This is a genomic window from Teredinibacter turnerae T7901, from assembly GCF_000023025.1.
GTDB classification, from domain to species: Bacteria; Pseudomonadota; Gammaproteobacteria; order Pseudomonadales; family Cellvibrionaceae; genus Teredinibacter; species Teredinibacter turnerae_B.
Window position 1 is genome coordinate 4834795 of the sequence record NC_012997.1, and the last position, 25480, is coordinate 4860274.

A 25480-nucleotide genomic window follows, 5' to 3' on the forward strand; every position below is an offset into this window, starting at 1 on the left:
ATTAACGGTTTCAACAGCCTTAGCGGCTAGACCTTCAGCGACGCTACGAGTATTTCAACCGATGCGTGCAAAACTGCAGTTTCAACAGCCTTAGCGGCTAAGCCTTCAGCGACGCAGTAATCATAAACAAAGCAGTGGCATTGCTGCAGGTTTCAACAGCCTTAGCGGCTAGACCTCCAGCGACGCGCCCCCACTGCGGGAAACTGGACTACACACAGCCGGGTTTCAACAGCCTTAGCGGCTAGACCTTCAGTGGCGCGAGAGGTAAAACCGATTTTTTTCTACTTTTTGTAGTTTCAACAGCCTTAGCGGCTAGACCTCCAGCGACGCAAGAATATTCAGGATCAGCAGTTAAGCGAGCAGGTTTCAACAGCCTTAGCGGCTAAGCCTTCAGCGACGCTTTAAGCCGCACCCCGCCCGCAACAGTAACTATTGTTTCAACAGCCTTAACGGCTAAGCCTTCAGCGACGCCCCTCGCTGGATCGCGTGCTACACCGCAAGCCGAACGTTTCAACAGCCTTAGCGGCTAGACCTTCAGCGACGCGCTCTCAGCCTGATTAAGACTAGAGAGAAGGAGCGTTTCAACAGCCTTAGCGGCTAAGCCTTCAGCGACGCGAGCTTAGAGACGAATATTCAGACGACGATTTCGCGTTTCAACAGCCTTAGCGGCTAAGCCTTCAGCGACGCGAAAGCGTGCTGTCAGAAATGAATGCGTTTATTTTGTTTCAACAGCCTTAGCGGCTAAGCCTTCAGCGACGCATCTCCGGCATTTCTTGTTGTCCCGCCCGAGCGAGTTTCAACAGCCTTAGCGGCTAGACCTCCAGCGACGCCATCACTGGCTTATAACGCTTAACCGGTTTCACATGTTTCAACAGCCTTAGCGGCTAGACCTCCAGCGACGCTAGCGAGTATCAGGAGAGCCACGATAAGTTAGTGTTTCAACAGCCTTAGCGGCTAGACCTCCAGCGACGCACTGATGAGGCGAGAGAACCAGAAGATTTTGTAAGGTTTCAACAGCCTTAGCGGCTAGACCTCCAGCGACGCCCCATAAGCCCGGAACTCGCAGCCGAAGTTAAAGAGTTTCAACAGCCTTAGCGGCTAGACCTCCAGCGACGCCACTGTAGACATCCGCCCATCTTCAGAGCGCAGCGTTTCAACAGCCTTAGCGGCTAGACCTCCAGCGACGCAGCAAGCAGCGGCGGAAGTGGTTAAGGCTAACGAGGTTTCAACAGCCTTAGCGGCTAGACCTCCAGCGACGCAGCCATTTGATTAATATTTACTCTTTGTATATCCAGTTTCAACAGCCTTAGCGGCTAGACCTCCAGCGACGCCATGAACTTGATGTGTGTGGGCATCACGAGCGCCCAGTTTCAACAGCCTTAGCGGCTAGACCTCCAGCGACGCAGCTGTAATACCCACCGCCCCCAAAAACGAGGACGTTTCAACAGCCTTAGCGGCTAGACCTCCAGCGACGCCGATGCCGATGAAGCCATCGCGGGGTTGGGTGTGGTTTCAACAGCCTTAGCGGCTAGACCTCCAGCGACGCCAGACCTTAAAACCGATAGCGATTTCGCTACGGCGTTTCAACAGCCTTAGCGGCTAGACCTCCAGCGACGCGGGCTCCCGTGTGGATGTGTATACAGCCGAAACCGTTTCAACAGCCTTAGCGGCTAGACCTCCAGCGACGCTTTCTAGCCATATCAAGCCCTCAACAAACAACGTGTTTCAACAGCCTTAGCGGCTAGACCTCCAGCGACGCGCCGGGTGCTGGCGCCCTTGCGGGTAGCGGCTTGCAAGTGCAATATTCGCTAACCCCGCTTTTTCCTGATAGTCGCGTATCGAGTATACCGATAATTTGTGCCATATCCACACTAACTCTTTGATTTTTAACGGCTCGCTAACCAACTTCTTAAAAATAGCCCGCAAACCGGTGCTAACCCGTTGTTTTAACCGGGCTTTTTTTACGCTATGCACTACAAGGCCCCAAACAGCACCAGAGGTTAGCGAAAAACCGCCTGTTTTTGCTACCCGTTCTTTGTTTGCTGCTATTTGTTCGCCTTTTTTTATTGCCTGCTATTTTTACAACCTGCCTGAAGGCGCTGCAACCATTGCGAGGTGAAAACCCCAAACATTAAAACCTTTTGCACCGGTTTATAATAATAGCGGCTTACGCAATTTACCGGTTAACTTGTATTGTACTTTTTAGTATTAACCCCCCTGTGCCGCAGTTCGCTTCGGCCTGTTTTTTATTCGCGCTACAATTCTCGGCTATGGGCGCAGCTACGAATTTTACTAGGGCCTGTTAACACTAATTCAATTCGCTCTGCTGGAGCCTGTATTTTCAGGATGAAAGGCATTTTTGGCGTTGTTTAGCGGGCTAAACGAGCGAAAAATAACGCATCAGCCTGGAAATACAGGCCCAGCCCTGCGGGTTGCGGCTAAAATCCCGCTCTCAGCGTTGTTTATCGTTCATTTGGAACAACCACTAAAACGCCGGGAGCGTTTTAGCGTGTAACCCCGTAGGGGTGAGGCATAGGGATATGCCGAATAACCTGCACTCCAAACGTCGGGGTGCCGCATCACTCGATAGCGAAATTTTAGCCGCAACAGAATGAATCGAATTAGTGTTAACAGGCCCTAACACCACGGAAAATATATTTACCATTACGGGGCCATTTACTTGCAAGAATTAATTCTGGAATCAGCCAATATTCACGCAAATACTTTTTATTCCACGGTCGCCATTGTAGTGATTGGCAGCATGGTGCTTGTGGCGGGGGTTAGGGCGAAGTTGTTGTTTGTGCTGGTTGCCGCTGCACTACCAAAACACCTGTAGTACGCCCGTATTTAGGCGGTAAAAAGCCAAATAAAATATCCCGCGCAAACCGATATTCTCCCGTCACATAGAGCGCCTCTTGCCACCAAACCCCATCGACCGCATTACCCCATCCCGATAAATTAACCCGTGAACTAACGCTGCCGTCAAATGCAGCGCGATTAACCCGAGCAGGCTGTACGCCAATACGCTGTGCAGTGTGCGCAACAGTGCGTAGGTTTGTGGGTATGGCAGGGCCGCGTGGTTTGCGCCGGGAAGAGGATAGCTGCCGCACCACACCATAAATATTCCGCACAGGGGCTGCGCAATTAACAGGGCGTAGAGTAACCAGTGCGACAAGCGCGCCGCGAGTTGTTGTGGCTTCGCAAGTGTTGCGGGTAGCGCTGGGGCGCCTAAACGCCAGCGCACCAGCAGGCGAACAATGACCAGGGCAAAAATCAGCATGCCCAGCGGTTTATGGTAGGCCACTAAAAGCGTATGCCGTTCGGACACGGAGTGGGTTAAACCGATGCCCATAAGTAGCATCGCGATAACCAGAATCGCCATCAGCCAATGCAATAATTTTTGCGACCAGTGAAAGCTGTTGGATTTATTCATGGTAGCTGCCCTCGCTGATGGCTGTAACCGTCACGCCGGAGTTTTGGTTGGGTGAAAATGCACTGCTGTGATTTTCTATCGTGCCCGCCGCTTGCGGGCGATGGCTTTGTTCCTGCCAGCGGCGACGTGAAGCGTTGGCATAAACCGCAGAACGGGCGCTTAGCAGCGGGTCTGCCGAGGGCGCGAATCCGGTGGGCAACACGGTGGGGTCGTAATTAATATCCCGACAGGCGCCTTCGTCTTCGGCCTGCATACTTGTTATAACCAATTGCCCGGCGTTCACCGTTTTACGTTCAGGGGGCCAGGGCTGGGTAGCATCATTTACCGGGTCTTCCGGCGCTGCAATTTGAAACTGTAAATTCCACTGTACGTTCCCCTCTGCCAGGCGGCTGGCTAAATCCTGATACAAATGGTTTTCACCTTCCAGGCTTGCTTTTTGGGGTTCGCGCTCGGCTGTATTCGCTCTATTAGCTCTATGAATAAAAGACCAACGAACGGTTTTTATTTCCCCCTGCCTGTTGCTTAGGTTAAAACTGTTCAGGCTATTAAAACGGGTGAGCGCAAAGCTTTCCGGTTTGGGCGCTTGCGCTTTCCAGGTGAGGAAGTTTTTTGTTTCCGGGTGCGCGGCAAAAAAAGCCTGTAATTTTTGCGGATCTGGTTTACCCGTGGCTGGGTCTGGCGCTGCTGCCTGCAATTGAGCAAGAAACGCCGCAGGCGTCGCCACCGGAAATACGGGAGCAGACAACATTGCCGTGCGCCATTCTTCCCCCTCTTCGTCGCGCAATTGCAACGCCATGCTTAGCAGGGGCGCTTTGTCGTCTGCCAGATGCGGGTTGCCGCCGGGCAGTGATACGCGGCCAATCACCTGGCTGAAATGCTGGTGCTCGAGCAGTGGCGTTGCCGCCAAAAATGCGGCCTCGCCAGACCCTTCAAAATATCCCATCACACAGGCGCCTTTAGCATGATTGCGCCGGTAGCCGGTGTGCACCCCGCCATTAGTCTCCAATTGATTTACAAACTTTTGTGGTGTGGGGCGGTCTGGAGTAAAGGCACCACCTATGAGTGCAAATATCGCTAACAGGCCCAGGGCGGGCAGCGGCACACACACGAAGAACAACCAAGACCGCGACGGCTTGGGCGGTTGAGCGTTGTCTGATGACATAAAATCTCCGTTTCTCGTTAGATCTAGTTAAATGTCACTATAAAAAGAGCAAGGGCTCGGCGAGTAATCAACGCCCGTAAGACGCGCCTGGCCTACAGTTATTCCATAGTGAAAAAAATTTTTTTGCCGACGGAATAAACGCCCGACTGGCAACGTCTCACGCACACAGACCCCACGAGCCCGAGAATGCATGACACCCCTGACTGACGAGGCACTGAACGAACTCATACCCCGCCTGCGCCGCTTCGCCTACTCCCTTACGCGGGATTTAGACAGCGCCGACGATCTGGTCCAGGCCAGCCTTGAAAAAGCACTGAGCGCGTGGCAACAGCGGCATGCAGAGAAAGATTTACGCGCATGGCTGTTCACTATTTTGTACCGCCAGTTCCTGGACTTTCAGCGCCGACAGAGTCGCCGCAACGCGCTTCTTGCCTTGTTCGGCGCCTCGCCTGCAAACGGCGATGAGTACGAAGAGGTAAGCCCCGGCGCAGATACTGTGTTTGAAAGCCAGCAACAGCTGGCAGCATTCAGCCACCTGCCGCACGAGCAACGGGCGTTGCTGCTCTTGGTGGCTGTTGAAGGCCTGAGTTACGATGCCATCAGCCGTCAGCTTGGCATTCCGCTGGGTACAGTGATGTCCCGTATTTCCCGCGCCCGCGCCGCTTTTAAGCAACTGACTCAAAACCAGCCCGCACCGGGCCATGCACGCAAACCCTCGTTACGGGTGTTGAAAAATGACTGAGAATTTTCCCTCGCTCCAGGAACTGAACGCCTATCTGGACGGCGAACTCGATGATCTTCAGCAGCAAAAAGTTGAAGATTGCCTGCAGCAGTCCGCCGAGCTGCGTGCACAGTTGGACGCGCTTCGCGCACAGGACCGGGCTCTGCGCCTGGCCATGCAACCGCTTGCGCAACTGCCCCCCAACCCCGCGCTGTCACTCGGCCATATTCGCCGCAACCAGCAGCAAAAGCGCTGGCAGACGCTGGCCATGTGCGCCGGTTTTTTGCTGTGTTTTATGGTCGGTGGTGGCAGTGGGTGGTACGGTCACCAACAGCACCTGCTCGCCAGCGAGCCACCCATGGCCGATGCTATGGAAACCTACCGCTTGCTGGTACAAGGCGGTATGGCCAGCCCGGAAAACAGCGCAGCTCCGGCATTAACCCAAACCGACATCGACCACTGGTTTTCTCAGAATTACAGCCAGGTGGCGGTGCCGCCGGAACTTGCACGGTATGGCTTGTCTGCTCAACATGTGCAGCTAATTCCCACAGTCGACGGCCCGGCGGCCTTCGTTGTTTACCGCACCGAAGCCGGGCAAAAGCTGATGTTTTTCGCACGCCCGCCCGGCCGTGGGTTGCGCAAGTTCCTCACCAGTGGCGAGCGCGAGGAACAGGGCGTGCTGGCACGTTACTGGTCGGACGAGCAGCTCAATTATGCCCTGGTGTGTGAAAGTGATTTTTCGCAATTACCGCTGGTGCGCAATTTACCGCAAAGGCTTTAGGGCCGGTTTTAGCCCGCTCAACTTATCTAATCTAATCGCCTGTCACTTAGCGCATTTCCTGCTTACCACAATTACTGCCAGCACCTTCACTGGCAGTAATATCCACAACACTAAACGCCATAAAACCCATCAAATAACGGCCAATCAGTTTTAATTAATCGCGTTTCCTTCCATAAAATTCATCTGTAATTTTTATTTGAACTAACGACTATCCGCGTGAATAGCGGTTTACTTTTGCTCAGTTGAAATGCCAAAGGCATCTGCTAGTTTTTAAAAGCGGTATGGAATTATCACGTCTAAATGCCTTTGCAATGGCAGGTTTTACCACCGCTTAATCAACCCAACTCAACCTGAACGGCATTTTATACAGTCACGCCCACTTGGGCGGCGAGTTGGAACACGCCTTATTCCATTTATGGCTTAACGAGAAATAAACATGAGTAAAAATGTTCTTGTAGTGGACGACTCAAGTTCCGTTCGACAAGTCGTGGGACTCGTACTCAAGAATGCCGGCTTCGATGTGGTCGAAGCCTGTAATGGCGAGGAAGCCCTAAAGCTGCTGGATGGAAGAAAACTGCACCTGATTGTGAGCGATTTGAATATGCCAGTGATGGACGGCATTACTTTCGCCAAGCACGCAAAAGAAATGGACGACTACAAATTTACCCCAATCCTGATGCTGACCACCGAATCCGATCAAGAGAAAAAAAAGCAAGGGAAAGAAGCTGGCATAAAAGCATGGCTGGTGAAGCCGTTTCAGCCGCCGCTACTGCTCTCTGCAGTATCCAAACTTACCTGAGTTTTACCCGGCAATTTAACAGGCGAAACCAAAAAAATTTACGCGTTAGCTCATTAGCAGGCAACTTATGGAAGCAGTAACGTGCACCACAAAAAACAATCAGCAAACAGTCGCATTCGGGCAGGAACTGACTATTTTTCAGGTAGACGATATTCACCAGGCAATGCTGCTCGGCATCGATTTTGAAAAAGATGTTTACCTAGACTTAAGCCAGATAAAAGAATTTGATACCACCGGCGTGCAATTGCTAATCGCATTGAATAAATCGATAACATCGAACGGTAAAAAAACTTATCTGTCGGAAGCTTCCGAGGATGCACAATCCTGCCTGGAGCTATTTAACATCACCGATTTATTCGCAGCGGCGCACGCGTAAAAGGAGCTCACATGTTCGCGGTTATCGCCACTTTTCAGAACGAAGCGCGAGAGCACTTGCAACTATTCGAAGAATCGCTGCTGGAACTGGAAGACAACCCCCACAACGCCGGTTGTATTGATCAAGCGTTTCGATCTATCCACACCATTAAGGGTGCTGGCGGCATTGTAGGTTACCGCGAGCTGTGCAACTTTGCACATCACGTTGAAAACGTGATGGATAAAATCCGCAGCGGAGAATACGACATTTCGTCCGAATTAATTTCGTTTTTCCTGGATGCGAAAGATCACATTCAGGCAATGCTGCCAAACCCCGAACCTGAATCGCACCTGATTATTGAAGGCCAGCAACTGCTGGAAAAACTGTATAAAGTATTGCCGGACGAAGCAGATCAGAACAGCGTTAGCACACCATTCGAAAGCGCCACCGTCGAACAGGAAGAAAAGCCCGCGACCAAGGTTTTTCGTATTCGATTTACGCCAGACGCAGATTCATTTAAAAACGGCTTCGACGTGCGCCCGCTGTTGCGTGAACTGGGCGGGCTTGGCCATTGTCAGGTCACCACCATCACGCACGATCTCCCAGACTTTAACGCACTGCAACCTCAGCACAGCGCTATGCGCTGGGATCTTACGCTGCTTACGGAGCAGCCCCAGAGCAGCGTCGATGACGTGTTCATTTTTGTGATTGATGACTGGACACTCGAAATTGAAGAAATTGATCTCACCGATAAAGACGCGATCAGCGATAAGCTTGGTGAGCTGCTGATCGCCAGAGGCATCATCAGCCAGAACCAGCTCAGTGATGCCCTGGCAGAAAACCGCGAGGTGGGAAAAATTCTGCAAGATCAAGGGCTCGTGAAGGACGACGACATAAAAGCCGCACTCGCAGAACAGCAGGTTACACGCGAAACCAAAAAGCAAACCGGAAACGATAGCTCAGCCGAAACCACAGTGCGGGTACCCGCAGATCGCCTGGACAAACTGATGAATCTGGTAGGCGAGTTGGTGATTGTACAAGCCCGCTTAAATCAGGTGGCGACAAAACGCGAAGACGAAGGTGTACTGGCTATTTCTGAAGACCTGGATCGCCTCACAACAGAACTGAGGGACAACACATTTAGCTTGCGCATGTTACCAATCGGTTCGACCTTCGGTCGCTACCGTCGCCTTGTGCGCGACGTGTCCCGCGATCTCAATAAAAAAATCGTCTTACATACCGAAGGTGCTGAAACCGAACTGGATAAAATGATGATCGACAAGCTCGCCGATCCGTTGGTACACCTTATTCGCAACAGTATCGATCACGGAATCGAACCGCCGGCCGACCGCGAAGCCGCTGGCAAAAACACTACCGGCACCATTCTGCTCCGCGCTCAACACAGCGATTCACAAGTGAAGATCGAAGTACACGACGACGGCCGCGGACTGGACACAGGCATTATATTCGCCAAAGCCGTTGAGAAAGGGCTGGTTGCGGCCGATGCACATCTCGACAATGAAAGCATTTTCAAATTGATATTTGAACCGGGTTTTTCTACGGCAAAAACAGTTTCTGAGATTTCCGGCCGGGGCGTCGGCATGGATGTTGTTAAACGCTCAATCCAGGATTTAGGTGGCAAGTTGGCGGTGCAAAGCGAACTTGGCGAAGGCACTCACTTTCGCATATCCCTGCCTCTTACCACCGCCATCATCGAAGGGCTTATGGTGCAGGTGAGCAACGAACGTTACGTTCTGCCACTAAGTGTTGTGGAAGAGTGCGTAGAAATTAAATCGAGCGCCACCAAGACGAACGATCGTCGACGGCTCGCAAAAGTACGCGACCAGCGTATTCCCTATATGCGCTTGCGTGAGTGGTTTCGCCTATCTGGAATCATACCCGATATCGAGCAAATCGTTATTGTTCGGCTTGGAGAAGAGCGCTTTGGGTTCTGTGTCGATGAAGTTATTGGTCAATATCAAACGGTAATAAAACGTTTGGGGAAAATGTACGAGAACACCGTTGGCTACAGTGGCGCCACCATTCTTGGCGACGGCAGCGTAGCCATTATTCTGGACCCCCTGTCGTTGCGGGATGCCATTCAACACGAAGTCGAAATTTTGGATAAAGCCGGGTAGTAAACACCCGATTAGGAAGCCATTCACAGGTGACAATGATGAACCGTATCAGCTTGAAAGCTTTGGTTATAAGTGCTTTTGTTGCGTTCCTTATCATGAACGCGTTTACCAGTTTTATGGGGATCACATCGCTTGCCGATATGAGTTCCAGAGTCCACCACTTGGTGGAATCCTCAGCGGAAAAAATTAAAATCGCCGCCAGAATGCGCCAGGAATTATTGATGCTTCAGCGCTCCGAGCAGAGGATTATAATTGAAACCGAATCGGCGAAGATGCAGCAGATCCACGATGACATGCTCGATATTCGCGCGCAGATGAAAGAAAAATATGATCGCCTGCATAAAATTACTGACGCCGAGCGTATGAGCATATTGGAGGAGTTTAACCGCACATTAAAACTGTTCTACGAAACTCAGGATGAAGTTGTGCGCCTGGCGATGCTTAATTCCAATGTGCGCGCGAAAGAACTCAGTGGCAACCAGGCTCGAACCTCATTCGACAATGCACAGTCCGCCATGACCAAGCTGGTGGATTATTTAGATCAGGAAATGCGTACAACCAACTCGGTGGCCAACGCACGAAGTGCAGCAGCCAAAGTCAAACTCTCCACTACAATCAATCGCGATTTAGCTGCTGTACTCGCCGGCGAAAAGGAAATTATTATCGCGGCAACCACAGAAGAAATGGAGCAAATTGCCGAAAACATCGAGCCTTATATTGAATCCCTTGAAGAGCTATCGGGGCAGCTCGAAAAAATTGCCAGCCCTCAAGAAATGACATTGGTAAAAGCATTCGGGGAAAGTTTCAGCAATTACCTGCGTTTTCACAACCAGGTTCGCCAAATCAGTTTCGAAAACGGCAATGCAAAGGCGTTAGCGCTATCAGAATCTCAGGGCGCGAAACTGATGAAAGACGCCGAGGCAGCACTCACAGAAGTTATCAACGAAGCAGATTCGGATATGATTTCGGATCAGGACGCCAGCAATGCCTCTTACACCACCGCGCGTAATATTCTTATCGCTATTTTCGCGGTTTCACTTGGCCTCAGCGTCGCTATTGGTTTAATTGTAATTCATCGAATCGATTTGGTCAGCCGCGTTACCGCTCGCATTGGACAGGGTGATCTGACCGCAGAATTCGACCCCAATGCCAATAAAAATGATATTTACGGCGTACTGGCTGCGATGAACAATAATGTAAAAAATATTGTCGGCGAGATTATCTCGGCTGCGGAGAATGTCGCATCGGGCAGCACCCAAACCAGCGCAACCGGTCAGCAAATTGCACAAGGTGCGACTGAACAGGCGGCATCGCTGGAGGAAGTTTCTTCCGCAATGGAACAAATGGCCTCCAACATTGCGCACAGTGCGGACAATGCGCAACAGACGGAGCAGATCGCTCGCAAGGCCGCCGAGGACGCAGAACGTACCGGCAAGGCAGTGGATGAAGCGGTTATTGCAATGAACGATATTGCCGAAAAAATTGGCATTATTGAGGAGATTTCCCGGCAGACAAACTTACTCGCACTTAACGCCGCGATCGAAGCCGCCCGCGCTGGCGAGCACGGCAAGGGCTTTACTGTGGTGGCGGCTGAGGTTCGCAAGCTGGCAGAGCGCAGCCAAAAAGCCGCTGGTGAAATCGTTACCCGCGCAAAAGGCAGTCTCGATGTTTCACAACAAGCAGGCGATATGCTTAGGCAGTTGCTGCCAGACATTAAGCGCACATCCGACTTAGTGCAGGAAATCAGCGCGTCTACACGCGAACAGGATGCTGGAGCAGGTGAAATCAACTCGGCACTGCAACAGCTGGATCAGGTTGTGCAACAGTCGGCTGCGGCCGCGGAAGAAATGGCCGCAACCGCCGAAGAACTCTCCGCCCAAGCCGAACAACTTCAGTCCTCTGTCAGCTTCTTTAAAATCGACAACAGAAGCCGAACAACATCCAGCCGCAAGCCCGCAAGCACCCGCAAACCGCCGATGGGCGGCGGTAATAAACGCGCTGCACCAGAGAAATCTAAAGAAGCAGAATCCGACAATAGCGGGTTTGACCTTAAACTCGACGATGACCGCGATGAGTTTGTTCGCTACTAGGGCTGGGAGTGTGCAATGAAAGAAGCAAACACGGCCATAAAAGAAAGCAGTGCGGACCAGCCAAGCTTACAGGTGCTCACCTTTTTGCTGGACCATGAAATCTACGGCACAGACATTAGCCAAATACAGGAAGTTCTTGAATATATTAAGGTTACACCAGTCCCCCGTACACCCGACTTTATGCTGGGCGTTATCAACCTGCGCGGGCATGTGGTACCTGTGGTGGATCTGCGTAGACAGTTCGAGATGGAAGTGTCGGAGCCCACTGTCGATACCTGCATCGTCATTGTCGAAATTATGGTAGATGACGAAAGCACGTCCATGGGCTTGCTTGCCGATGGGGTAAAGGAGGTGGTGGAACTTGAAGCGCGATCAATTACACCCGCGCCTCGCATTGGTAGCCGCATTGATACCAAGTTCATTAGCGGCATGTGTGAACACGAAGACAGCCTGATTATTATTCTCAACCTCTCCAAGATATTTTCATCGGATGAAATCAGCGAGGTTATGGACTCGGTCTCCAGTAAAGCAGCGAAATCAATCGAAACTGATTCCGACGATAGTGAATAAATCCTCATGGCAGCGACAGGAACAGCACTCCGTTTCGACCCGCTTACCGAAAAAGATCGGCAGCGCATAGCGCGTTTTGTTGAGAGCAATATAGGCGTTCAATGCCCTGCGTCTAAACACTCCCTGGTGGAAAGTCGCTTGCGCAAGCGCCAAAAAGCGCTCGGGTTTAGCACGCTAAAGCACTACATCGACTTCGCGTTGGAGGCGAAGGAAGGCGAACAGGAGCGGATTCATTTACTCGATACGCTTACCACCAATAAGACCGATTTTTATCGTGAAATTGAGCATTTTCATTTTTTAAGGCGCTCGCTGGAAGCCCGCCTTGCTGCCAGCCACTCCCGCGCGGCTGTGCGCTTCTGGAGCGCAGGCTGTTCCACTGGCCAGGAGCCTTACACGCTCGCAATGGAAATACTGGAGATGCAGCAACGATTTTCGCATTTTCGTGCAGAAATTGTTGCAACAGATATTTCGGTATCCTGCCTGCAAACCGCCAAACGCGCTGTATACCCTCACGAAACCATCGAACCCGTTCCCCTGGCCGTGCGAAAAAAATATTTACTGCGCAGCAACAAAAACGGTCGAGATCTAGTTCAGATGGATGCTCCGGTTCGCAAACTCGTGCAGTTCCAAACGCTAAATCTACTCCACGATGATTTTCGTAAGAATGGGGCTTTCGATTATATTTTTTGTCGCAATGTGATGATCTACTTTAGCAACAGTGATCGCGAGTCAATTATAAAGCGTTTCGCTGCCAGCTTAAAACCTGGTGGTATTTTATTTATTGGTCATTCAGAAAACCTAGTCGGCAATAAATTAGCATTTTCGCGTGTACAGCCCACAGTTTATCAACGTAACTAGTTTCACCACAAAAGGTAACCACCCGTGATTAAAGTAATGATTGTGGACGATTCCGCCGTAGTCCGTCAGGCTCTGCAGGATGCGCTTTCCTCGGACCCGGAAATTGAAGTAATCGCCACAGCACAAGATCCTTATATCGCTGCAGAGCGCCTTAGAAAAATAGCGCCTGATGTGATCACCCTGGATGTGGAAATGCCGCGCATGGACGGCGTTACCTTTCTAACCAAACTCATGCAACAACACCCTATTCCGGTAGTTATCTGCTCCTCACTGGTGGGAGAAGGCACAGATACTTTGATGAAAGCACTTGAAGCGGGCGCTGTGGATATTATTCAAAAGCCTACGCTAGGTACCCGGCAGTTTATCGAAGATTCCCGGGTGATGATTTGTGAGACGGTTAAAGGTGCTGCACATGCACGGCTCAAAAAACTATCGGCTTCGCGTACGCCAGCGAAAAAAAATAACGCGGATGTAATGCTCGCAAAAGCCAGTAAGGCGATGGCGGAAACGACAGAAAAGGTTATTGCGATAGGTGCGTCTACCGGCGGTACCGAAGCCATTCGTGAGGTTTTAACCGGAATGCCTTTAGGTTGCCCCGGCATTATTATTGTTCAACACATGCCAGAAGGGTTCACCCGCTCCTTTGCCGAACGGCTAGATAAGCTATGCACCATTAAAGTAAAAGAGGCAACTAACGGCGATACCATTTTAAGAGGCCAGGCACTCATCGCACCTGGCAACAAGCATATGATGTTAAAGCGCAGCGGTGCTCGCTACTTTGTTGAGTTAAAAGAAGGGCCACTGGTGTCCAGGCATCGTCCGTCAGTGGACGTGTTATTTCGCAGTGTCGCCCGCTACGCAGGGAAAAATGCAGTAGCAGCCATTCTTACCGGTATGGGCGACGATGGCGCTTCCGGCCTAAAAGAAATCTTCGATGCAGGAGCATGGACTTGCGCACAAGATGAAGAAACCTGTGTCGTTTACGGCATGCCTAAAGAAGCGGTTCTCAAAGGCGCTACCGAACGGCAGTTTCCGCTCAATAAAATTGCAACCGCGCTGCTTCATGCCGCCAAGTAGACACTCGTTGTATGCACAAGGCAGTCAAAAAAGTTGTTATCCACGCGGGCGAGTATTGTTTCGACCGCGAAGGAACCCATGTGCACACACTGCTGGGTTCTTGTATTTCCATCACCTTGTGGCACCCTAAGCGGAAAATCGGCGGAATATGCCACTTCGCATTACCCAAAAACCCGAGCCCGACAAGCAAGCCTAACCCCCGCTATGCAGACGATTGCATGAAATTATTTTTAAGTTCATGTGAGTCCCGCAATACGAAAATTCGCGAGTATGAAGTCAAGGTTTTTGGCGGCAGTGACGTTACAACAAAATACCCCAGAGAGATGGAAAATAGCGAACGCAGCCCCATTGGAGAGAAAAACAGTGTTGCTGCGTTTGAATTGCTCTTGGCGGAGGGCGCCAATATCGTGAGTGCACACGTGGGCGAGTCCGGGTACCGGCGAATTATTTTCGATATCGGCACCGGAGACGTGTGGGTAAAATTTCGCACGCTGGAGAAGACGGCAGCAGACCTGCGCTCACTCAGCGGGCGGCGCTAGCAGATTGCAGTACGCCTCTGCAATCCCCAAGCCCCCTGTTCGATTCCTATTCTGCGGAATGCTTAGGCTGCGGCCTCGTCAGCCGTGGCCACCGGCATCGAGCCGGACTCAGCCAGCTTATCGAGCAATTGGCTTACGATGGTCATACGCTCCCAAAACGGGAGCTTCTCGTCGAACTCGGCAATCACCACTTTTGTAATTTTCACCAGGCACCCTGTCGATGACGGCAAAAATTCTACGGTTTCACCAAATTCGCCAAAATTTTCTACATCCGCACCGGTGATCAACTCACAGCCATCGCCTGCAACCTTGTCTAACATTTGGGTATATTCGTCCATCAACGCTCGAGCACAACTTAAAGCGGCTTCGAAGGTGGGCTTTTTAATCGAGATATTAATGGGAAACCCCACCCAAAGCGTGTCTTCACCAAGCGCCTTCTCACACAAATAAGGTGTTTCACTCACGGTACTTATTGAACAGGACATTGCGAACCTCGCGTGTTTTGTCTGCGCACTCAACTGGGCGCATGATCGGAATAGCGGTATTTAACGCTGGATATGGAGGGCTGGACCACTTCAGACGTTTTAACCGGTGTAAAAACAGCTTCTGATGTCGTGTTGATTGAACGTTGCTGCTTCATTGGCAATAGCACTAAAACCACCGGTAAAACGATAAGGGTTAGCCCGGTACTCACAAGAATACCAATCCCCAGCGAAACAGCAATGGGTACCAGCCATAAAGCTTCGGGATCAGATTCCCAGATGAGGGGCATTAAACCCGCGAAAGTCGTTAACGCGGTTAGTAAAATGGGGCGAAAACGCCGCGTACAGCTTTCAACTATCGCTTTCTCGCGCTCCATGCCTTGCTCGATATTTACCAGATATTGATCAATTAACAGTAATCCGTTATTTATCATCACGCCCATTAATGCAATAAGCCCGAACATGGAGATCAAACTGTAATCAATCGGTACCAGCAGGTGGCCGACAATAGTCCCAATAAAACCCAGGGGTAAAAGCAGCATAATGACAGCAGGGTACAAATAGGATTTAAGCGGAATTGCCATCAAAACAAACATGATAAATACCGCAATAATGCTGCCATTTATCAAGCTGCGTATTGACTTGGCCGCATCCTTTGCCTCGCCTTCAATACTGTAGGACAACCCGGTGTACCGGCTCTGCAAGCCGGGCAGAAAGTCCTCAACAATGCCTTCGGCAACGCCTTCCGCGTCCACATTACCCAAGGTATTCGCGTATACCGTTACGGCTCGCTGACCATCGATTCGCTGCACCATGGTTTCCGTACGCGTGGACTTAATAGTAGCGACGCGCTCTAGCGGCAAAAAGCGGCCATTGGGCAACTGAATTTCCATATTCGCTAGATCGGACTCGGTTTGCCGGTGGTTCTTTGCCAGACGGACCATTACACGCCACTCCTGTTCACCGACCTGAACCCGCTGCGCTTCCAAACCGTAAAACCCGGTGCGAATTTGTGCCAACAGATATGCCTGTGTTAACCCCAGGGACTCACCGAACGGATTTACCTGAAGTAGCAGTTCAGTAGACTTGGTTAAAGCGCTATCTCGAATATCGACAACGCCGTCAATCTCACCCAGGTAGCTTTTTACTTCCTCTTTAGCTGCATAGATAGTTTCTAAATCGTTACCACTGAGTTGGATTGCCACCTGTTCATCGCCGTTAGGGCCCGAAGCAATATTCGCGGATTCAATGCCTGGCATTAGCGGCAGCTTGTTGCGCCACAAATTTGCGACCTGATGAGCATCAAACGGTGCATCGTCACGGTGGCTGATTTCCACTGCGATAACAATGCGCGTGGTATCTACGGTAATCGCGTTCATCATTACTGGATCGAATTCCAGGTTGTGTTCTTTCTTGAGCGCTTCGCTGGTGGCGTAAAGCGATTGCTCAAGGGCGTCGGCAATTTGCGACCGCTGTACCGGACTTAAATTTGCATCAATAGTAAAACTGCCTTCCACTTCGTAATCCGCAATATTTGGCAGGGTGACTGTGCGAACAACACCACCAACAAGAATTCCCACGCTGGCAAAAAGTAGGAAAAGCGCAAATGCGATAACCAGCCATGGACGTCGCAGCGAAAACACCAGCCCCTTGCTATAGGTATTTTCGGTAAATCGATTTAGCAAACCGTTTGAACGCGCCTGTATTTTCGAAAGATCTAATCCTCTGAAACCGCTGCGCCACTTACCCGCTAGATGATTCGGCAAGACCAATTTGGATTCGATAATCGACGCGAATAAACAACAAATGACCACAGTACCAATTCCTGCCATCTGACTTCCCATTTTTCCTTCGGTCAGGGTTAATGGAAAAAAGGCAGCAATCGATGTTAAGGCACCAAACACTGTTGGCATAGCCACCTTGTGGGCACCGCTGATAGCACTTTGCATACCCTCGCCTTTGGCGAGAGTTTCCTCATGGATGCTCTCACCAATTACAATTGCGTCATCTACAATTAAGCCGGCAGCGATTAAGAATCCAAAGAGCGTGATTGCATTCAAGCTCACTTCAGTGCCTGAGATGTACAACAAGCCGAGCGCACCGAGCATGGAAACCGGTATACCGACTGCAGTCCAGAAAGCCACTTTAATATGCACAAAAAGTGTCATTACAATACAGATAATCAGAAACCCGGTGATTCCATTTTTTAACAGAAGCGATACCCGTGACGAAAACTCACGCGAATCATCAGCCCATACGGTAAGTCCTACTTCGCTGCCCAGCCTCGTCTGGTAGCTAGTCACAAACTCCCTAACCCGCTCGCTTGCCGTTGACAAGCTAAGGTATTTATCTCGGCGCACACTCAAGGTAAAGCTCGGCTGACTGTTAAAGCGCGAGTTAACGTAAGACTCCACTGGCCCTATACGAACATCGGCGACATCCTGCAAGTATATTTTGTTACCACCAGCGAAAGCTGCTACAACAAGCTCTCCGAAATCTTCCTCACTGACAGCTTGAGTATCACCGCGCAACAGGATGCGTCCGTTATCTGCGCTTAACTCCCCTGCAGATAAATTCAGTGCGTTGGCAGAAATCACGTCGGCAATATCAGAAAAGCGCAAATCGTATTTGCGCAGTTGCTCTGGCGATGCGGTGATCGCAACCTCTATTTCGGGCGCATCTTCGATTTCAACCTGCGTAATACCAGGCAGCAATGCCAGGCTGTCGCGAAGAGCAATCGCCTCGCCATACAGCACACGCACCGGCAGATCGCCGTACAAATTCACCAACAGTAAAGGCCCCGTTGTTTTGGGAACCGAGTATACCGGCGGCTCCGCATAGCTAGGAAAAGATCGGATGCTTTCCACCTGCGATTTAATAAGCGTTAATGCTTTGTAGGGATCGACATCGGGCACGAGTTCCAGCTGAAATTGCGCATAATCCTGATATGCCGTCGCGATAATCCGATCTATTTCGGTCAGCTCCACCAGCTTCTGTTCGACGCTGCGCACTACCAATTCCTCAACTTCGCTGGCCGTGGCACCGCGCACAGCTACAAATATATCTACACGATTCGGTGCAAAAGGCGGGAACACCTCTTGTCGCAACGAAAATGCACCGAGCACACCCAACAAAATAAAAATCGCCAGCAACGTCTTACTGGCGATAGGATGAGCGATAAATTGTGCGAGGAACCCTTTATTCTCATTCATGAGAAGCCACCTTTTCAGTCACCGGCATGCCGTGCCATATCCGATCAAGTTTAGAGACCACCAAATGTACCGATTTTTCGCCAGGAATATCGACTACGCGATTTCCAAGTGAATTAAATACCGTTGCCACCTGCATTTCCCGCACTTTTTTCTCTTCAACAATAAAGATGTTTCCCGCCTCGTTAAATGCTTCCCGAGGTACCGAAAAATAATCTCCTTGTTGTTGGGTGTAGATCCGCGCTTTAAAAAACGCACCGGGATAGACCTCACCCTCATACTCTGGCGCAAGGTCTAACACCGCTGACGCCGCTAATTGGCGAGTTTCAGCATCAGCCATTGCATTTAGATCAAGACCGCTAAATCTAAAATAGGGCGATGTGTTAGTTATGTCGTTAAACAGTTCAATTTCCGCATGCTCCGGCCCACCAAACTGTTTTATTTTCTCCACCTGCTCCGGTGAAAGCATCATCCGCACAATGACTTTCTTTGCAGGAATTAATTCGGCCAGCGATGATTGCGGAGAGACCATATTGCCAACGCTCGCTGAGCGAGAGACAACCCAACCGTCGAACGGAGCTTTTACATCGGTGGCAGCCAGATCTCGACGGGCAACCGCAACGGCGTATTCCGCCGCATCAACCTGAGCCTTGGCTAACGTAATTTGCGGTTTACGCGCGGCCAACGAGGGTGGACTGCCTTGATTACCAACCTTCCACTCCGCAATCGCACGTTCGCTAAGCGCCTGCTGCTCCGCCAGCATAAGCTGGGCATCTGCCAGTTGCCTGAGCGCTTCGGCCAGCCGAAATTCAAAATCGGTTTTTTCCAATGACACCAGTATCTGCCCCCGCGTCACACGGCGCCCGGCTTCGAACGCCTCACCCAGCGTCTCGACAAGACCGCTAACACGGGGGTTTAACAAGCTGGTTTGATGAGGATACACCTGGCCGTAGGCAATAAAACTGTTCTGACAGTGCGTTCGCTCTATCGAGACCGTTTGCACTTGATAGAGGCCTCCGCCATCTGCAGCTTTACCCTGGGCATACGCAGATACGGTTATTGCCATAGACAGGATTGACGATACGAATAAAAAACACGCAAACTGTACCGCTCTATGACATTGCAACTGCGCTACTAACTGGAAGCTGTTTGCTCTTTCCATAGTCTGCCACCTCTATTCACGCACTCATCACTCGCTTTCGCGGGTGCAACTTCTGAGATATTGAGTGTGCACTACTTCTCAGTAGTTATCGATTTTTCTATAGCTAGCCCGCAACAACTTTGCTAACCGGTAACCAGCTCAATCAAAAGCTTATCCCTACGCCGACAAAAATACTGGCCTGTGTTGTGTCGTCTACCAGCGGGCTATCTTCAATTTTATCGTCGTACATTTTGTAGGAGGCTTCGCTCACCATGTACCAACGCGAAGCGAAGCGCCACAAAAATACGGTGCTCAATTCGATATCACTGGTACTTCCCACTTCAAAAGCTGGACGCTCAAATGTCGCGTCCTCTGGGTCTACCCCAAAATAGAACTGGCCTATTTCTTCAGTGTTGTAAGAATATTTTATTTCCGGCACAAGCAAAGCAGGGCCGAAATGCATAGCGTGGGATAGCGCAACCTCGACCAGTTGACCTTCGTGATCCCCTAGCAGATCAGTCAACATATTCACTTCGAGGCTGACCCCTGGAAGTTGGAACATGAGCTGCAACCCACCCTCGGCTGAAAAGCTGGTATCGTCCAAGCCTTCGTACAAGGTTGAACCGCTTTCAGCATTGTCGACGCTGTATCCGATATCCGGATTCAACTTGATCATTGGAGATATAGAAAGGTAGGGATTTTTATATGCGTAGAATCCGTGCTGCAATCCTCTAAACCAGAATTTCTTATAGCTACCGACGATGACAGGAATCAATTCTACGCCTGCGTCCTGTTCGCGATACAGCTGAGTGGAAACATCCAAAGCCAAACTAACAATCACTGGCATTCCGCTGTCTTTATATTGGTCCAGCACCGTTCCATCTGGCGCGACTATAACTTCGTATTCATCGCCATCATAGATATATTCCAGTTCGTACGCAGGTGAACCTTTGTGCTTTACTGCCCGCATTTCTGTGTAGGTTGCACCGCTTTGAACACGAGCAACAACTTGCTTAGCTTCTTCTTCTGTCATGCCAAACGCGGACGCTGCACTGACCGCGAACAATAAGCCTATTGCATCTACGTATTTTTTCACAACCTGGTCCTCTCTGCTTTTTATTCATTATCTGATTCACGGTGTGACAAAAGAGTAACACCTTAAGCAATTGCCAGATTTTTTATCACCCAGCGGTGTAACATATTTCACTTAGCAACCTTTTTACTTCTGACTTAATACTTTTTGCAAATGCTTTCCCCGGGCCGTGTAGCAAAACCAATACACCCTAGCCTCAAGCAATACGCCAGAATAAATCAATAAGATTTATTTATAAAAAAGCTAATATCGAACTAGACATTGCAAACAGGAAAGTTGAACAATACGTATCGAAGAAACTAAACAGTCAAAGCAGATCCACCCACATGCAACGCCCGCCCAGGGTCAGCGAAATTTACAAGAAATGGATTGTGAGGTGAAGATACAAAAATTCAACATCAATAGAGAAACTGCAAAAATCATCCAAATAAAATTTTAGAGATTATTCACGATTTTTATCGGGGCCGCATAGAACGTAGAGACACTACACGAAAATGGGATAGTAGAGTAAGAATTAAAAATGGAGAATTAGCAGCGTTCCCACACCGCATTCGCTTCTTACATCCAACCTCCATCCTGTTATTTTACATATACGCTTTATAATATTCATTCCCAGACCAATACCTTCACCGTGAAACGTTTCATAAGGAACCAAAAGGCGTTCCAATGCGGTTTGCTCAAACCCTCTGCCTGTGTCTGCGACAGAAATAAACTCTTCGTTCGCGCGCACAGTGACATTACCCTGGTCCGTATACTGAAATGCGTTGCGTAAAATATTATCGACAACGACATCAAGTAATTTTCGCGGTTGTTTTACGGTGACAGATTCATCAACGAGATTAAGCACCTCGAGGGATTTTTCGCTAATAAGGTAAGTATTACGTGTAATAGAGTCGCGTACGACCGAACTAAGATTGGTCGCGCTGACCGCATCACTTGGAATACTCTCTCGTCCAATCAACATGAAAGTCTCTATTAAATGCATCATGTCGCGGTTAGCGTCACATATTCGCTCCAGCACACGGCGTAACTTCGGATCGCGAGATTCATCCATACTCAGCGCCAAATCCAATGATACTTGGCTACTGGTAATCGGGGTTCTGAGTTCGTGACTCACATCTCGTGAAAACGCCTTTTCACGCTCAACAAAGCTCATGATCCGCGTCATCATATCGTTAATAGTTTCTGCTAGCGTTCCGACTTCATCACGATAGTAGCTTCCGATATTTTGCCCGACATCCGCTTTCATCACATCACGTGTAAGCTGAGTGAGTGGCTTTATGACTCGGCGGGAAATAATCGCGCCCAGTATCGAAGACACAATCAAAAATATAAGTAGCATTAATAGCAGGCCGAAATATGTGCCCTGCACAGCGTAGACATCAAATTTATTGTATGCGCTAACGTCTACGACATAGTAAAAATAAGCGCGAGTTTCACCAAGATTACTGGAAAACGGAATGCGTACCATGTGGTATTTCGAACTGCCGTCGTCAAGCTCAAAAATTTGTTGACGACCGCCACTACCGCGGGATGTATGACTTATGTAACTTTCAAATTTTTCCGGAAGGGGTTCATCAGCGCTAATCTGGAATATTCGATGAATGACATCGTCGTCTGTACCAACGATAATCTGTCTACTCTGTGCGAGTATCTCTTCTTTTCGAATATCGGAAGCGTCGCGGTAGCGATAATACTCGTCTTCCGCGACACCGGCGATATACCAGTTAAAGAGTTCGTCGTCGCTTATCTTTAAAACCGTCAGCGCGCCGAGCGAATAACAAATAGTTGTAGCTAATGTAAAAATCACATACCCGGCAATAATCCTAAAGCGCAGGCTTTTACCAATATTCATATCTCCGCCATCCTGAATCCCTTACCCTGCACCGTGTGTATTAACGGTGTACCGAACGGCTTGTCGATTTCCTGGCGAAGGCGATATATGTGACTTTTTAGAGAGTCGCTATCGGGAAAGTCGTCTGCCCACAATTCATGAGTCAGGGTTTCACGACTGACGACTGCAGGTGCGTTTTTCAATAACACGACTAAAAGTTTGTAGCAATTTTTGGTCAGCGGAATAAGTTTGGATTCACGAAAAACTTCGCAGGTATTTAAATTGACTTCGAGAGGGCCAAGCTTTAACGCTTTGGCGACAGAGTGCGCTCGCCGCTGATGTACAGCTTCTATACGCGCTTTTAATTCTTCAAGTTTAAATGGTTTGACCAGATAATCGTCACAACCACGAGCAAAGCCCGCTAATTTATCTTCCAATGTATCGCGAGCGGTAAGAAATATAATGCCAGGATTATTATCAGCGCTATCTTTTAATCTTGCGCACAGGTCCAGACCGTTCAGTCTCGGCATGGCCACATCAAGCACAAAAATGTCGTATTCGTTTTGAGTCGCAAGTTGCAGGCCCGCTAGCCCGTCGTAGGCGTAGTCGCAGGTGTAACCGAAAAGATTAAGATACTCAGTAATACTTTGCGCAATGGCCCTCGCGTCTTCAACGACAAGAATTCTCATGGTGTTCTCCCTAAACTCTAATGTGACGAAAGGCTAAGGACCGATTCTAGAAACGTGAGGGTAACATACCGGTGACAAAGCATGCGTTGAACGGAGCCCCCCAAAAAAAATCGGCAGATGAAAATCTGCCGAAATTATCGCCTATAGCGATGGGGAGGAAGAGAATTTACGCGCCGTTTTGACGAGTGCCTAGGTCACAGGCTAAGTGCATGCGCCTGGCTTTGCTCACTCAACCGGGACTCCCAAGAGATACTCGAGAGCATTTTTTGCAAATTTTCAGTTGATACGTCGATACCAAGACCCGGCCCGTCGATTGTGTTTGGCCTGTATTTTCCATATTGCCCAAAGTTTATCGGCCTGTCACAAAGGTCAAATTCCAGTAGCATTGTGCCAAAAGCTCCCTCGTGGTGAATGACATCCCCGAGGCAGGCGGAGACAATTTGCGCAGCGCGACTCAGGATTGAGGTTTCGCCCACTTGGGAACCAATCTGACACTTAATCCCATGCTCATGCGCCATTCGGCCCAATTTGAGCGTATTCATAATGCCGCCATTTTTTGATACACGAAGATTAAAAATCGTGGCGCCAGAATTAGCAATAAACCATTTCGCGTCATCTAGCGTGCAAAGTGACTCATCAATGCATACGCCTATCCTGCCTTCTACACGACTCACTAGTGCTGGATATGACTGCTTTAAGCTGGCTGGCATGGGTTGCTCGCAGGACGTTACGCCCAAATCAGCCAGTTGCCCCAACCGCTGAGTGGCCAGGTCCAGATCCCAGGCTTCGTTTGCATCTGCTCGGATGTCAATTTCTGGACCACAAGCGTTTCGCAGCGTTGAAATTATCGCCTCGTCAACCGCCCAATCGTCCGCACCGACTTTAACTTTATACTCGGTTACACCCATCGCCTGAAATGCATCTACAAACTTTTTTACATGCTCGGGTTTGCCCGCACTAATAACACCGCTATAGGTCATTGAATCGGGGAAAGCTCCCCCCATCAAATCTATTAGCGGTTTTTCTGTATCGCGGCCAAAAGCGTCAAGTACAGCGATTTCAACCAAGGTCTTAATGCACTGCTCCTTCGGATCGATTGATTCGAATATATTGTGGAAATTTTCAAACCAGATTGCTATTTCCTCGATACTCGAAAACTCCATACCTAACAGGCGCGGTAACACTGTTTTTGTCGCATGTTTGATGACAGAAGTATGAGTTTCACCAGTAACATATTTGCGCGGCAATGCCTCACCAAACCCAACGGCCCCCGAATTTGTGTGAACCTCAAGAATGATACCTTCCACTTCAGAACGGCTTTTAGTCGTATGATTAAATGCCAAGCGGAATGGAATAGTAGTTTCGTGCAGAGCCAGCGCAGTTATGATCACGGGAGTACCTCACTACCGGGAACGGGTTCGCCAGAAAGAAATAAATCAATATCGTCGATTACGATATCGGCATCGTCGGTAAAAGCCAGAAAATGCCTGTGATCAACACCGCCACTATAGAGTTTAAGCACCGAGTTCTCCGAATACTGGGTGACATAACTCACTGTTTGCGCTGTGTCCATCATCGGGTCTCCATCCACGACCAAATAGAAACGCTTATATTGGGTAAGCCCTTGAGGTGCAACCGCGGTTGCTTCAAAGTGAAAATTTTGCACCCCTACGACATTGAAATAAAACTCTTTTGTCACTGTACGCAACGCCAGTTGGTCACGGGCTATATCGCGACTGTAATGAGGGTCAGAGGTAAATAGGTATGCCCCCTTATCGCCATCCAATTCGGGAATAGTCGAAGGAAAATAGGTTCCTGGAGCAGCACCAATGAGTTCCTCCACAGGGAAGGGCAAGGGTAGTTTTGAAAAGAACCCCGGCGAAGTATACACCACAGATGCAATATTCGTTGGCGAGTATTCCATCAAATAAGCGGTAAGCAAATTCGCTGCAAAACTGTTTGCCCATAGATTTATCGCGTTTGTCGGATTTTCCGCTTGCGCGATTTTAGTGAGCAGCTGGATTGTTTGCGTGAACCCTTGCCAGCTATTGATATGCCCTTTACCGCGAAGCATTTCAGGTGGCATAGTCTCTGTCGCGGGCAGAACTGAAACTCCGCGCGACGAACGACCAGAACCGATACGATCAAACGCATAAACGGTATAGCCTAAAATCGCCAGCTTTTCTGCAGATTCATAAAACCAGCCTGCATGGCTCTGAAAACCGTGCATATATATGATGCTTTGCCCGTTGCTATAGCTCGGCGTCCATTTCATATAACTGACTTCGTACTCGGCGAACTTAGCCTTTGGCGGAAACCGGTTTAATGACAAACCGCGATCCAACAGAGTTACCACACCGCCTTGCCAAAAGACCGATTGGTCTTGCTGTGTAAAGCTATACGCTTCCCCCGTTACATTATATTTATCAAAAGTATTTGCTACGGCGGATTGAACCGCCGCAACGAAAAACAGGCTAACCAACAGCAATTTTTTTAACACGATCATTCC

General features: G+C 49.6%; 21 protein-coding genes and 1 CRISPR repeat array (1 of these 22 cut by a window edge). Of the genes, 11 read left to right on the forward strand and 10 right to left on the reverse strand.

Annotated elements, in window-relative coordinates; genetic code table 11:
- Positions 1 to 1759: direct repeats of the CRISPR family, unit length 37 nt; unit sequence GTTTCAACAGCCTTAGCGGCTAGACCTCCAGCGACGC (it extends 64 nt beyond the left edge of the window).
- Positions 1760 to 2680: 921 nt separating this feature from the next.
- Positions 2681 to 2836: a hypothetical protein gene (locus tag TERTU_RS22070; RefSeq protein ID WP_015819441.1), complete on the forward strand. Its 156-nt coding sequence runs from the start codon at positions 2681 to 2683 to the stop codon at positions 2834 to 2836.
- Positions 2837 to 2899: 63 nt separating this feature from the next.
- On the opposite strand, the gene TERTU_RS19410 is transcribed toward TERTU_RS22070, so the two are convergent.
- Together TERTU_RS19410 and TERTU_RS19415 are read right to left on the reverse strand one after the other, a co-directional pair.
- Positions 2900 to 3433, reverse strand: coding sequence for a cytochrome b (locus TERTU_RS19410; protein ID WP_015820041.1), 534 nt, complete (start codon positions 3431 to 3433; stop codon positions 2900 to 2902).
- A complete protein-coding gene (locus TERTU_RS19415; RefSeq protein ID WP_015820562.1) occupies positions 3426 to 4595 on the reverse strand; it encodes a catalase family peroxidase in 1170 nt (389 codons plus the stop codon). Before TERTU_RS19415 ends, TERTU_RS19410 begins: the two co-directional genes overlap by 8 nt.
- A 190-nt stretch (positions 4596 to 4785) precedes the next feature.
- Here TERTU_RS19415 and TERTU_RS19420 point away from each other — a divergent pair, with 190 nt between their 5' ends.
- The 10 genes from TERTU_RS19420 (at position 4786) to TERTU_RS19465 (ending at position 14523) form a co-directional block, all read left to right on the forward strand.
- Positions 4786 to 5337 carry an RNA polymerase sigma factor gene (locus TERTU_RS19420; RefSeq protein ID WP_015816971.1) on the forward strand — a complete coding sequence of 184 codons (552 nt, stop codon included), beginning with the start codon at positions 4786 to 4788 and terminating at the stop codon, positions 5335 to 5337.
- Positions 5330 to 6097, forward strand: a complete 768-nt coding sequence (locus TERTU_RS19425) for an anti-sigma factor family protein (RefSeq protein ID WP_015817418.1) — start codon at positions 5330 to 5332, stop codon at positions 6095 to 6097. The genes TERTU_RS19420 and TERTU_RS19425 overlap by 8 nt, the downstream gene beginning before the upstream one ends.
- Before the next feature lie 436 nt (positions 6098 to 6533).
- Positions 6534 to 6896, forward strand: coding sequence for a response regulator (locus TERTU_RS19430; RefSeq protein ID WP_015819439.1), 363 nt, complete (start codon positions 6534 to 6536; stop codon positions 6894 to 6896).
- 67 nt (positions 6897 to 6963) lie between these two features.
- Positions 6964 to 7272, forward strand: a complete 309-nt coding sequence (locus TERTU_RS19435) for an STAS domain-containing protein (protein ID WP_015818784.1) — start codon at positions 6964 to 6966, stop codon at positions 7270 to 7272.
- 11 nt (positions 7273 to 7283) lie between these two features.
- Entirely contained in the window at positions 7284 to 9389 is a 2106-nt protein-coding gene (locus TERTU_RS19440; RefSeq protein ID WP_015817228.1) for a chemotaxis protein CheA, read from the forward strand.
- Between the two features lie 38 nt (positions 9390 to 9427).
- The gene (locus TERTU_RS19445; protein ID WP_015817628.1) at positions 9428 to 11479 is read left to right on the forward strand and encodes a HAMP domain-containing methyl-accepting chemotaxis protein; all 2052 of its coding nucleotides are present in this window, start codon (positions 9428 to 9430) and stop codon (positions 11477 to 11479) included.
- A 15-nt stretch (positions 11480 to 11494) separates the two neighbouring features.
- The gene (locus TERTU_RS19450; RefSeq protein ID WP_015820087.1) at positions 11495 to 12049 is read left to right on the forward strand and encodes a chemotaxis protein CheW; all 555 of its coding nucleotides are present in this window, start codon (positions 11495 to 11497) and stop codon (positions 12047 to 12049) included.
- 6 nt (positions 12050 to 12055) lie between these two features.
- Positions 12056 to 12907, forward strand: coding sequence for a CheR family methyltransferase (locus TERTU_RS19455; protein WP_015820652.1), 852 nt, complete (start codon positions 12056 to 12058; stop codon positions 12905 to 12907).
- 24 nt (positions 12908 to 12931) lie between these two features.
- Positions 12932 to 13984 carry a protein-glutamate methylesterase/protein-glutamine glutaminase gene (locus TERTU_RS19460; RefSeq protein ID WP_015818890.1) on the forward strand — a complete coding sequence of 351 codons (1053 nt, stop codon included), beginning with the start codon at positions 12932 to 12934 and terminating at the stop codon, positions 13982 to 13984.
- An 11-nt stretch (positions 13985 to 13995) separates the two neighbouring features.
- Positions 13996 to 14523 (forward strand): chemotaxis protein CheD, encoded by a 528-nt coding sequence (locus tag TERTU_RS19465; protein ID WP_015820853.1) that lies wholly within the window; start codon positions 13996 to 13998, stop codon positions 14521 to 14523.
- A 62-nt stretch (positions 14524 to 14585) separates the two neighbouring features.
- Here the strand turns inward: TERTU_RS19465 and TERTU_RS19470 are convergent, their stop codons facing one another.
- From TERTU_RS19470 to TERTU_RS19505, 8 genes are all read right to left on the reverse strand, one after another.
- On the reverse strand, positions 14586 to 15008 hold the full coding sequence (locus TERTU_RS19470; protein ID WP_015820423.1) for a hypothetical protein: 423 nt from the start codon (positions 15006 to 15008) through the stop codon (positions 14586 to 14588).
- A gap of 29 nt (positions 15009 to 15037) precedes the next feature.
- Complete coding sequence (locus TERTU_RS19475; RefSeq protein WP_015817891.1) at positions 15038 to 18217, reverse strand: efflux RND transporter permease subunit; 3180 nt, start codon at positions 18215 to 18217, stop codon at positions 15038 to 15040.
- Positions 18210 to 19376, reverse strand: coding sequence for an efflux RND transporter periplasmic adaptor subunit (locus TERTU_RS19480; protein WP_015819516.1), 1167 nt, complete (start codon positions 19374 to 19376; stop codon positions 18210 to 18212). Before TERTU_RS19480 ends, TERTU_RS19475 begins: the two co-directional genes overlap by 8 nt.
- 142 nt (positions 19377 to 19518) lie before the next feature.
- Positions 19519 to 20451, reverse strand: coding sequence for a MipA/OmpV family protein (locus TERTU_RS19485; protein ID WP_015816986.1), 933 nt, complete (start codon positions 20449 to 20451; stop codon positions 19519 to 19521).
- A gap of 511 nt (positions 20452 to 20962) precedes the next feature.
- Positions 20963 to 22303 carry a sensor histidine kinase gene (locus tag TERTU_RS19490; RefSeq protein ID WP_015818108.1) on the reverse strand — a complete coding sequence of 447 codons (1341 nt, stop codon included), beginning with the start codon at positions 22301 to 22303 and terminating at the stop codon, positions 20963 to 20965.
- On the reverse strand, positions 22300 to 22971 hold the full coding sequence (locus TERTU_RS19495; protein ID WP_015820257.1) for a response regulator transcription factor: 672 nt from the start codon (positions 22969 to 22971) through the stop codon (positions 22300 to 22302). Before TERTU_RS19495 ends, TERTU_RS19490 begins: the two co-directional genes overlap by 4 nt.
- 194 nt (positions 22972 to 23165) lie before the next feature.
- Positions 23166 to 24362, reverse strand: coding sequence for a mandelate racemase/muconate lactonizing enzyme family protein (locus TERTU_RS19500; RefSeq protein WP_015817719.1), 1197 nt, complete (start codon positions 24360 to 24362; stop codon positions 23166 to 23168).
- Positions 24359 to 25477: an alpha/beta fold hydrolase gene (locus TERTU_RS19505; protein WP_015818979.1), complete on the reverse strand. Its 1119-nt coding sequence runs from the start codon at positions 25475 to 25477 to the stop codon at positions 24359 to 24361. Before TERTU_RS19505 ends, TERTU_RS19500 begins: the two co-directional genes overlap by 4 nt.
- Positions 25478 to 25480 lie beyond the last annotated feature (3 nt).

Bases quoted from the DNA above. Each gene is read 5' to 3' on its own strand.
- TERTU_RS19465 (WP_015820853.1), top strand. From the start codon at position 13,996: ATGCACAAGGCAGTCAAAAAAGTTGTTATCCACGCGGGCGAGTATTGT.
- TERTU_RS19495 (WP_015820257.1), bottom strand. From the start codon at position 22,971: ATGAGAATTCTTGTCGTTGAAGACGCGAGGGCCATTGCGCAAAGTATT.
- TERTU_RS19445 (WP_015817628.1), top strand. From the start codon at position 9,428: ATGAACCGTATCAGCTTGAAAGCTTTGGTTATAAGTGCTTTTGTTGCG.
- TERTU_RS19475 (WP_015817891.1), bottom strand. From the start codon at position 18,217: ATGAATGAGAATAAAGGGTTCCTCGCACAATTTATCGCTCATCCTATC.
- TERTU_RS19415 (WP_015820562.1), bottom strand. From the start codon at position 4,595: ATGTCATCAGACAACGCTCAACCGCCCAAGCCGTCGCGGTCTTGGTTG.
- TERTU_RS19450 (WP_015820087.1), top strand. From the start codon at position 11,495: ATGAAAGAAGCAAACACGGCCATAAAAGAAAGCAGTGCGGACCAGCCA.
- TERTU_RS19440 (WP_015817228.1), top strand. From the start codon at position 7,284: ATGTTCGCGGTTATCGCCACTTTTCAGAACGAAGCGCGAGAGCACTTG.
- TERTU_RS19430 (WP_015819439.1), top strand. From the start codon at position 6,534: ATGAGTAAAAATGTTCTTGTAGTGGACGACTCAAGTTCCGTTCGACAA.
- TERTU_RS19410 (WP_015820041.1), bottom strand. From the start codon at position 3,433: ATGAATAAATCCAACAGCTTTCACTGGTCGCAAAAATTATTGCATTGG.
- TERTU_RS19455 (WP_015820652.1), top strand. From the start codon at position 12,056: ATGGCAGCGACAGGAACAGCACTCCGTTTCGACCCGCTTACCGAAAAA.
- TERTU_RS19435 (WP_015818784.1), top strand. From the start codon at position 6,964: ATGGAAGCAGTAACGTGCACCACAAAAAACAATCAGCAAACAGTCGCA.
- TERTU_RS19425 (WP_015817418.1), top strand. From the start codon at position 5,330: ATGACTGAGAATTTTCCCTCGCTCCAGGAACTGAACGCCTATCTGGAC.
- TERTU_RS19470 (WP_015820423.1), bottom strand. From the start codon at position 15,008: ATGTCCTGTTCAATAAGTACCGTGAGTGAAACACCTTATTTGTGTGAG.
- TERTU_RS19480 (WP_015819516.1), bottom strand. From the start codon at position 19,376: ATGGAAAGAGCAAACAGCTTCCAGTTAGTAGCGCAGTTGCAATGTCAT.
- TERTU_RS19490 (WP_015818108.1), bottom strand. From the start codon at position 22,303: ATGAATATTGGTAAAAGCCTGCGCTTTAGGATTATTGCCGGGTATGTG.
- TERTU_RS19420 (WP_015816971.1), top strand. From the start codon at position 4,786: ATGACACCCCTGACTGACGAGGCACTGAACGAACTCATACCCCGCCTG.
- TERTU_RS19505 (WP_015818979.1), bottom strand. From the start codon at position 25,477: ATGATCGTGTTAAAAAAATTGCTGTTGGTTAGCCTGTTTTTCGTTGCG.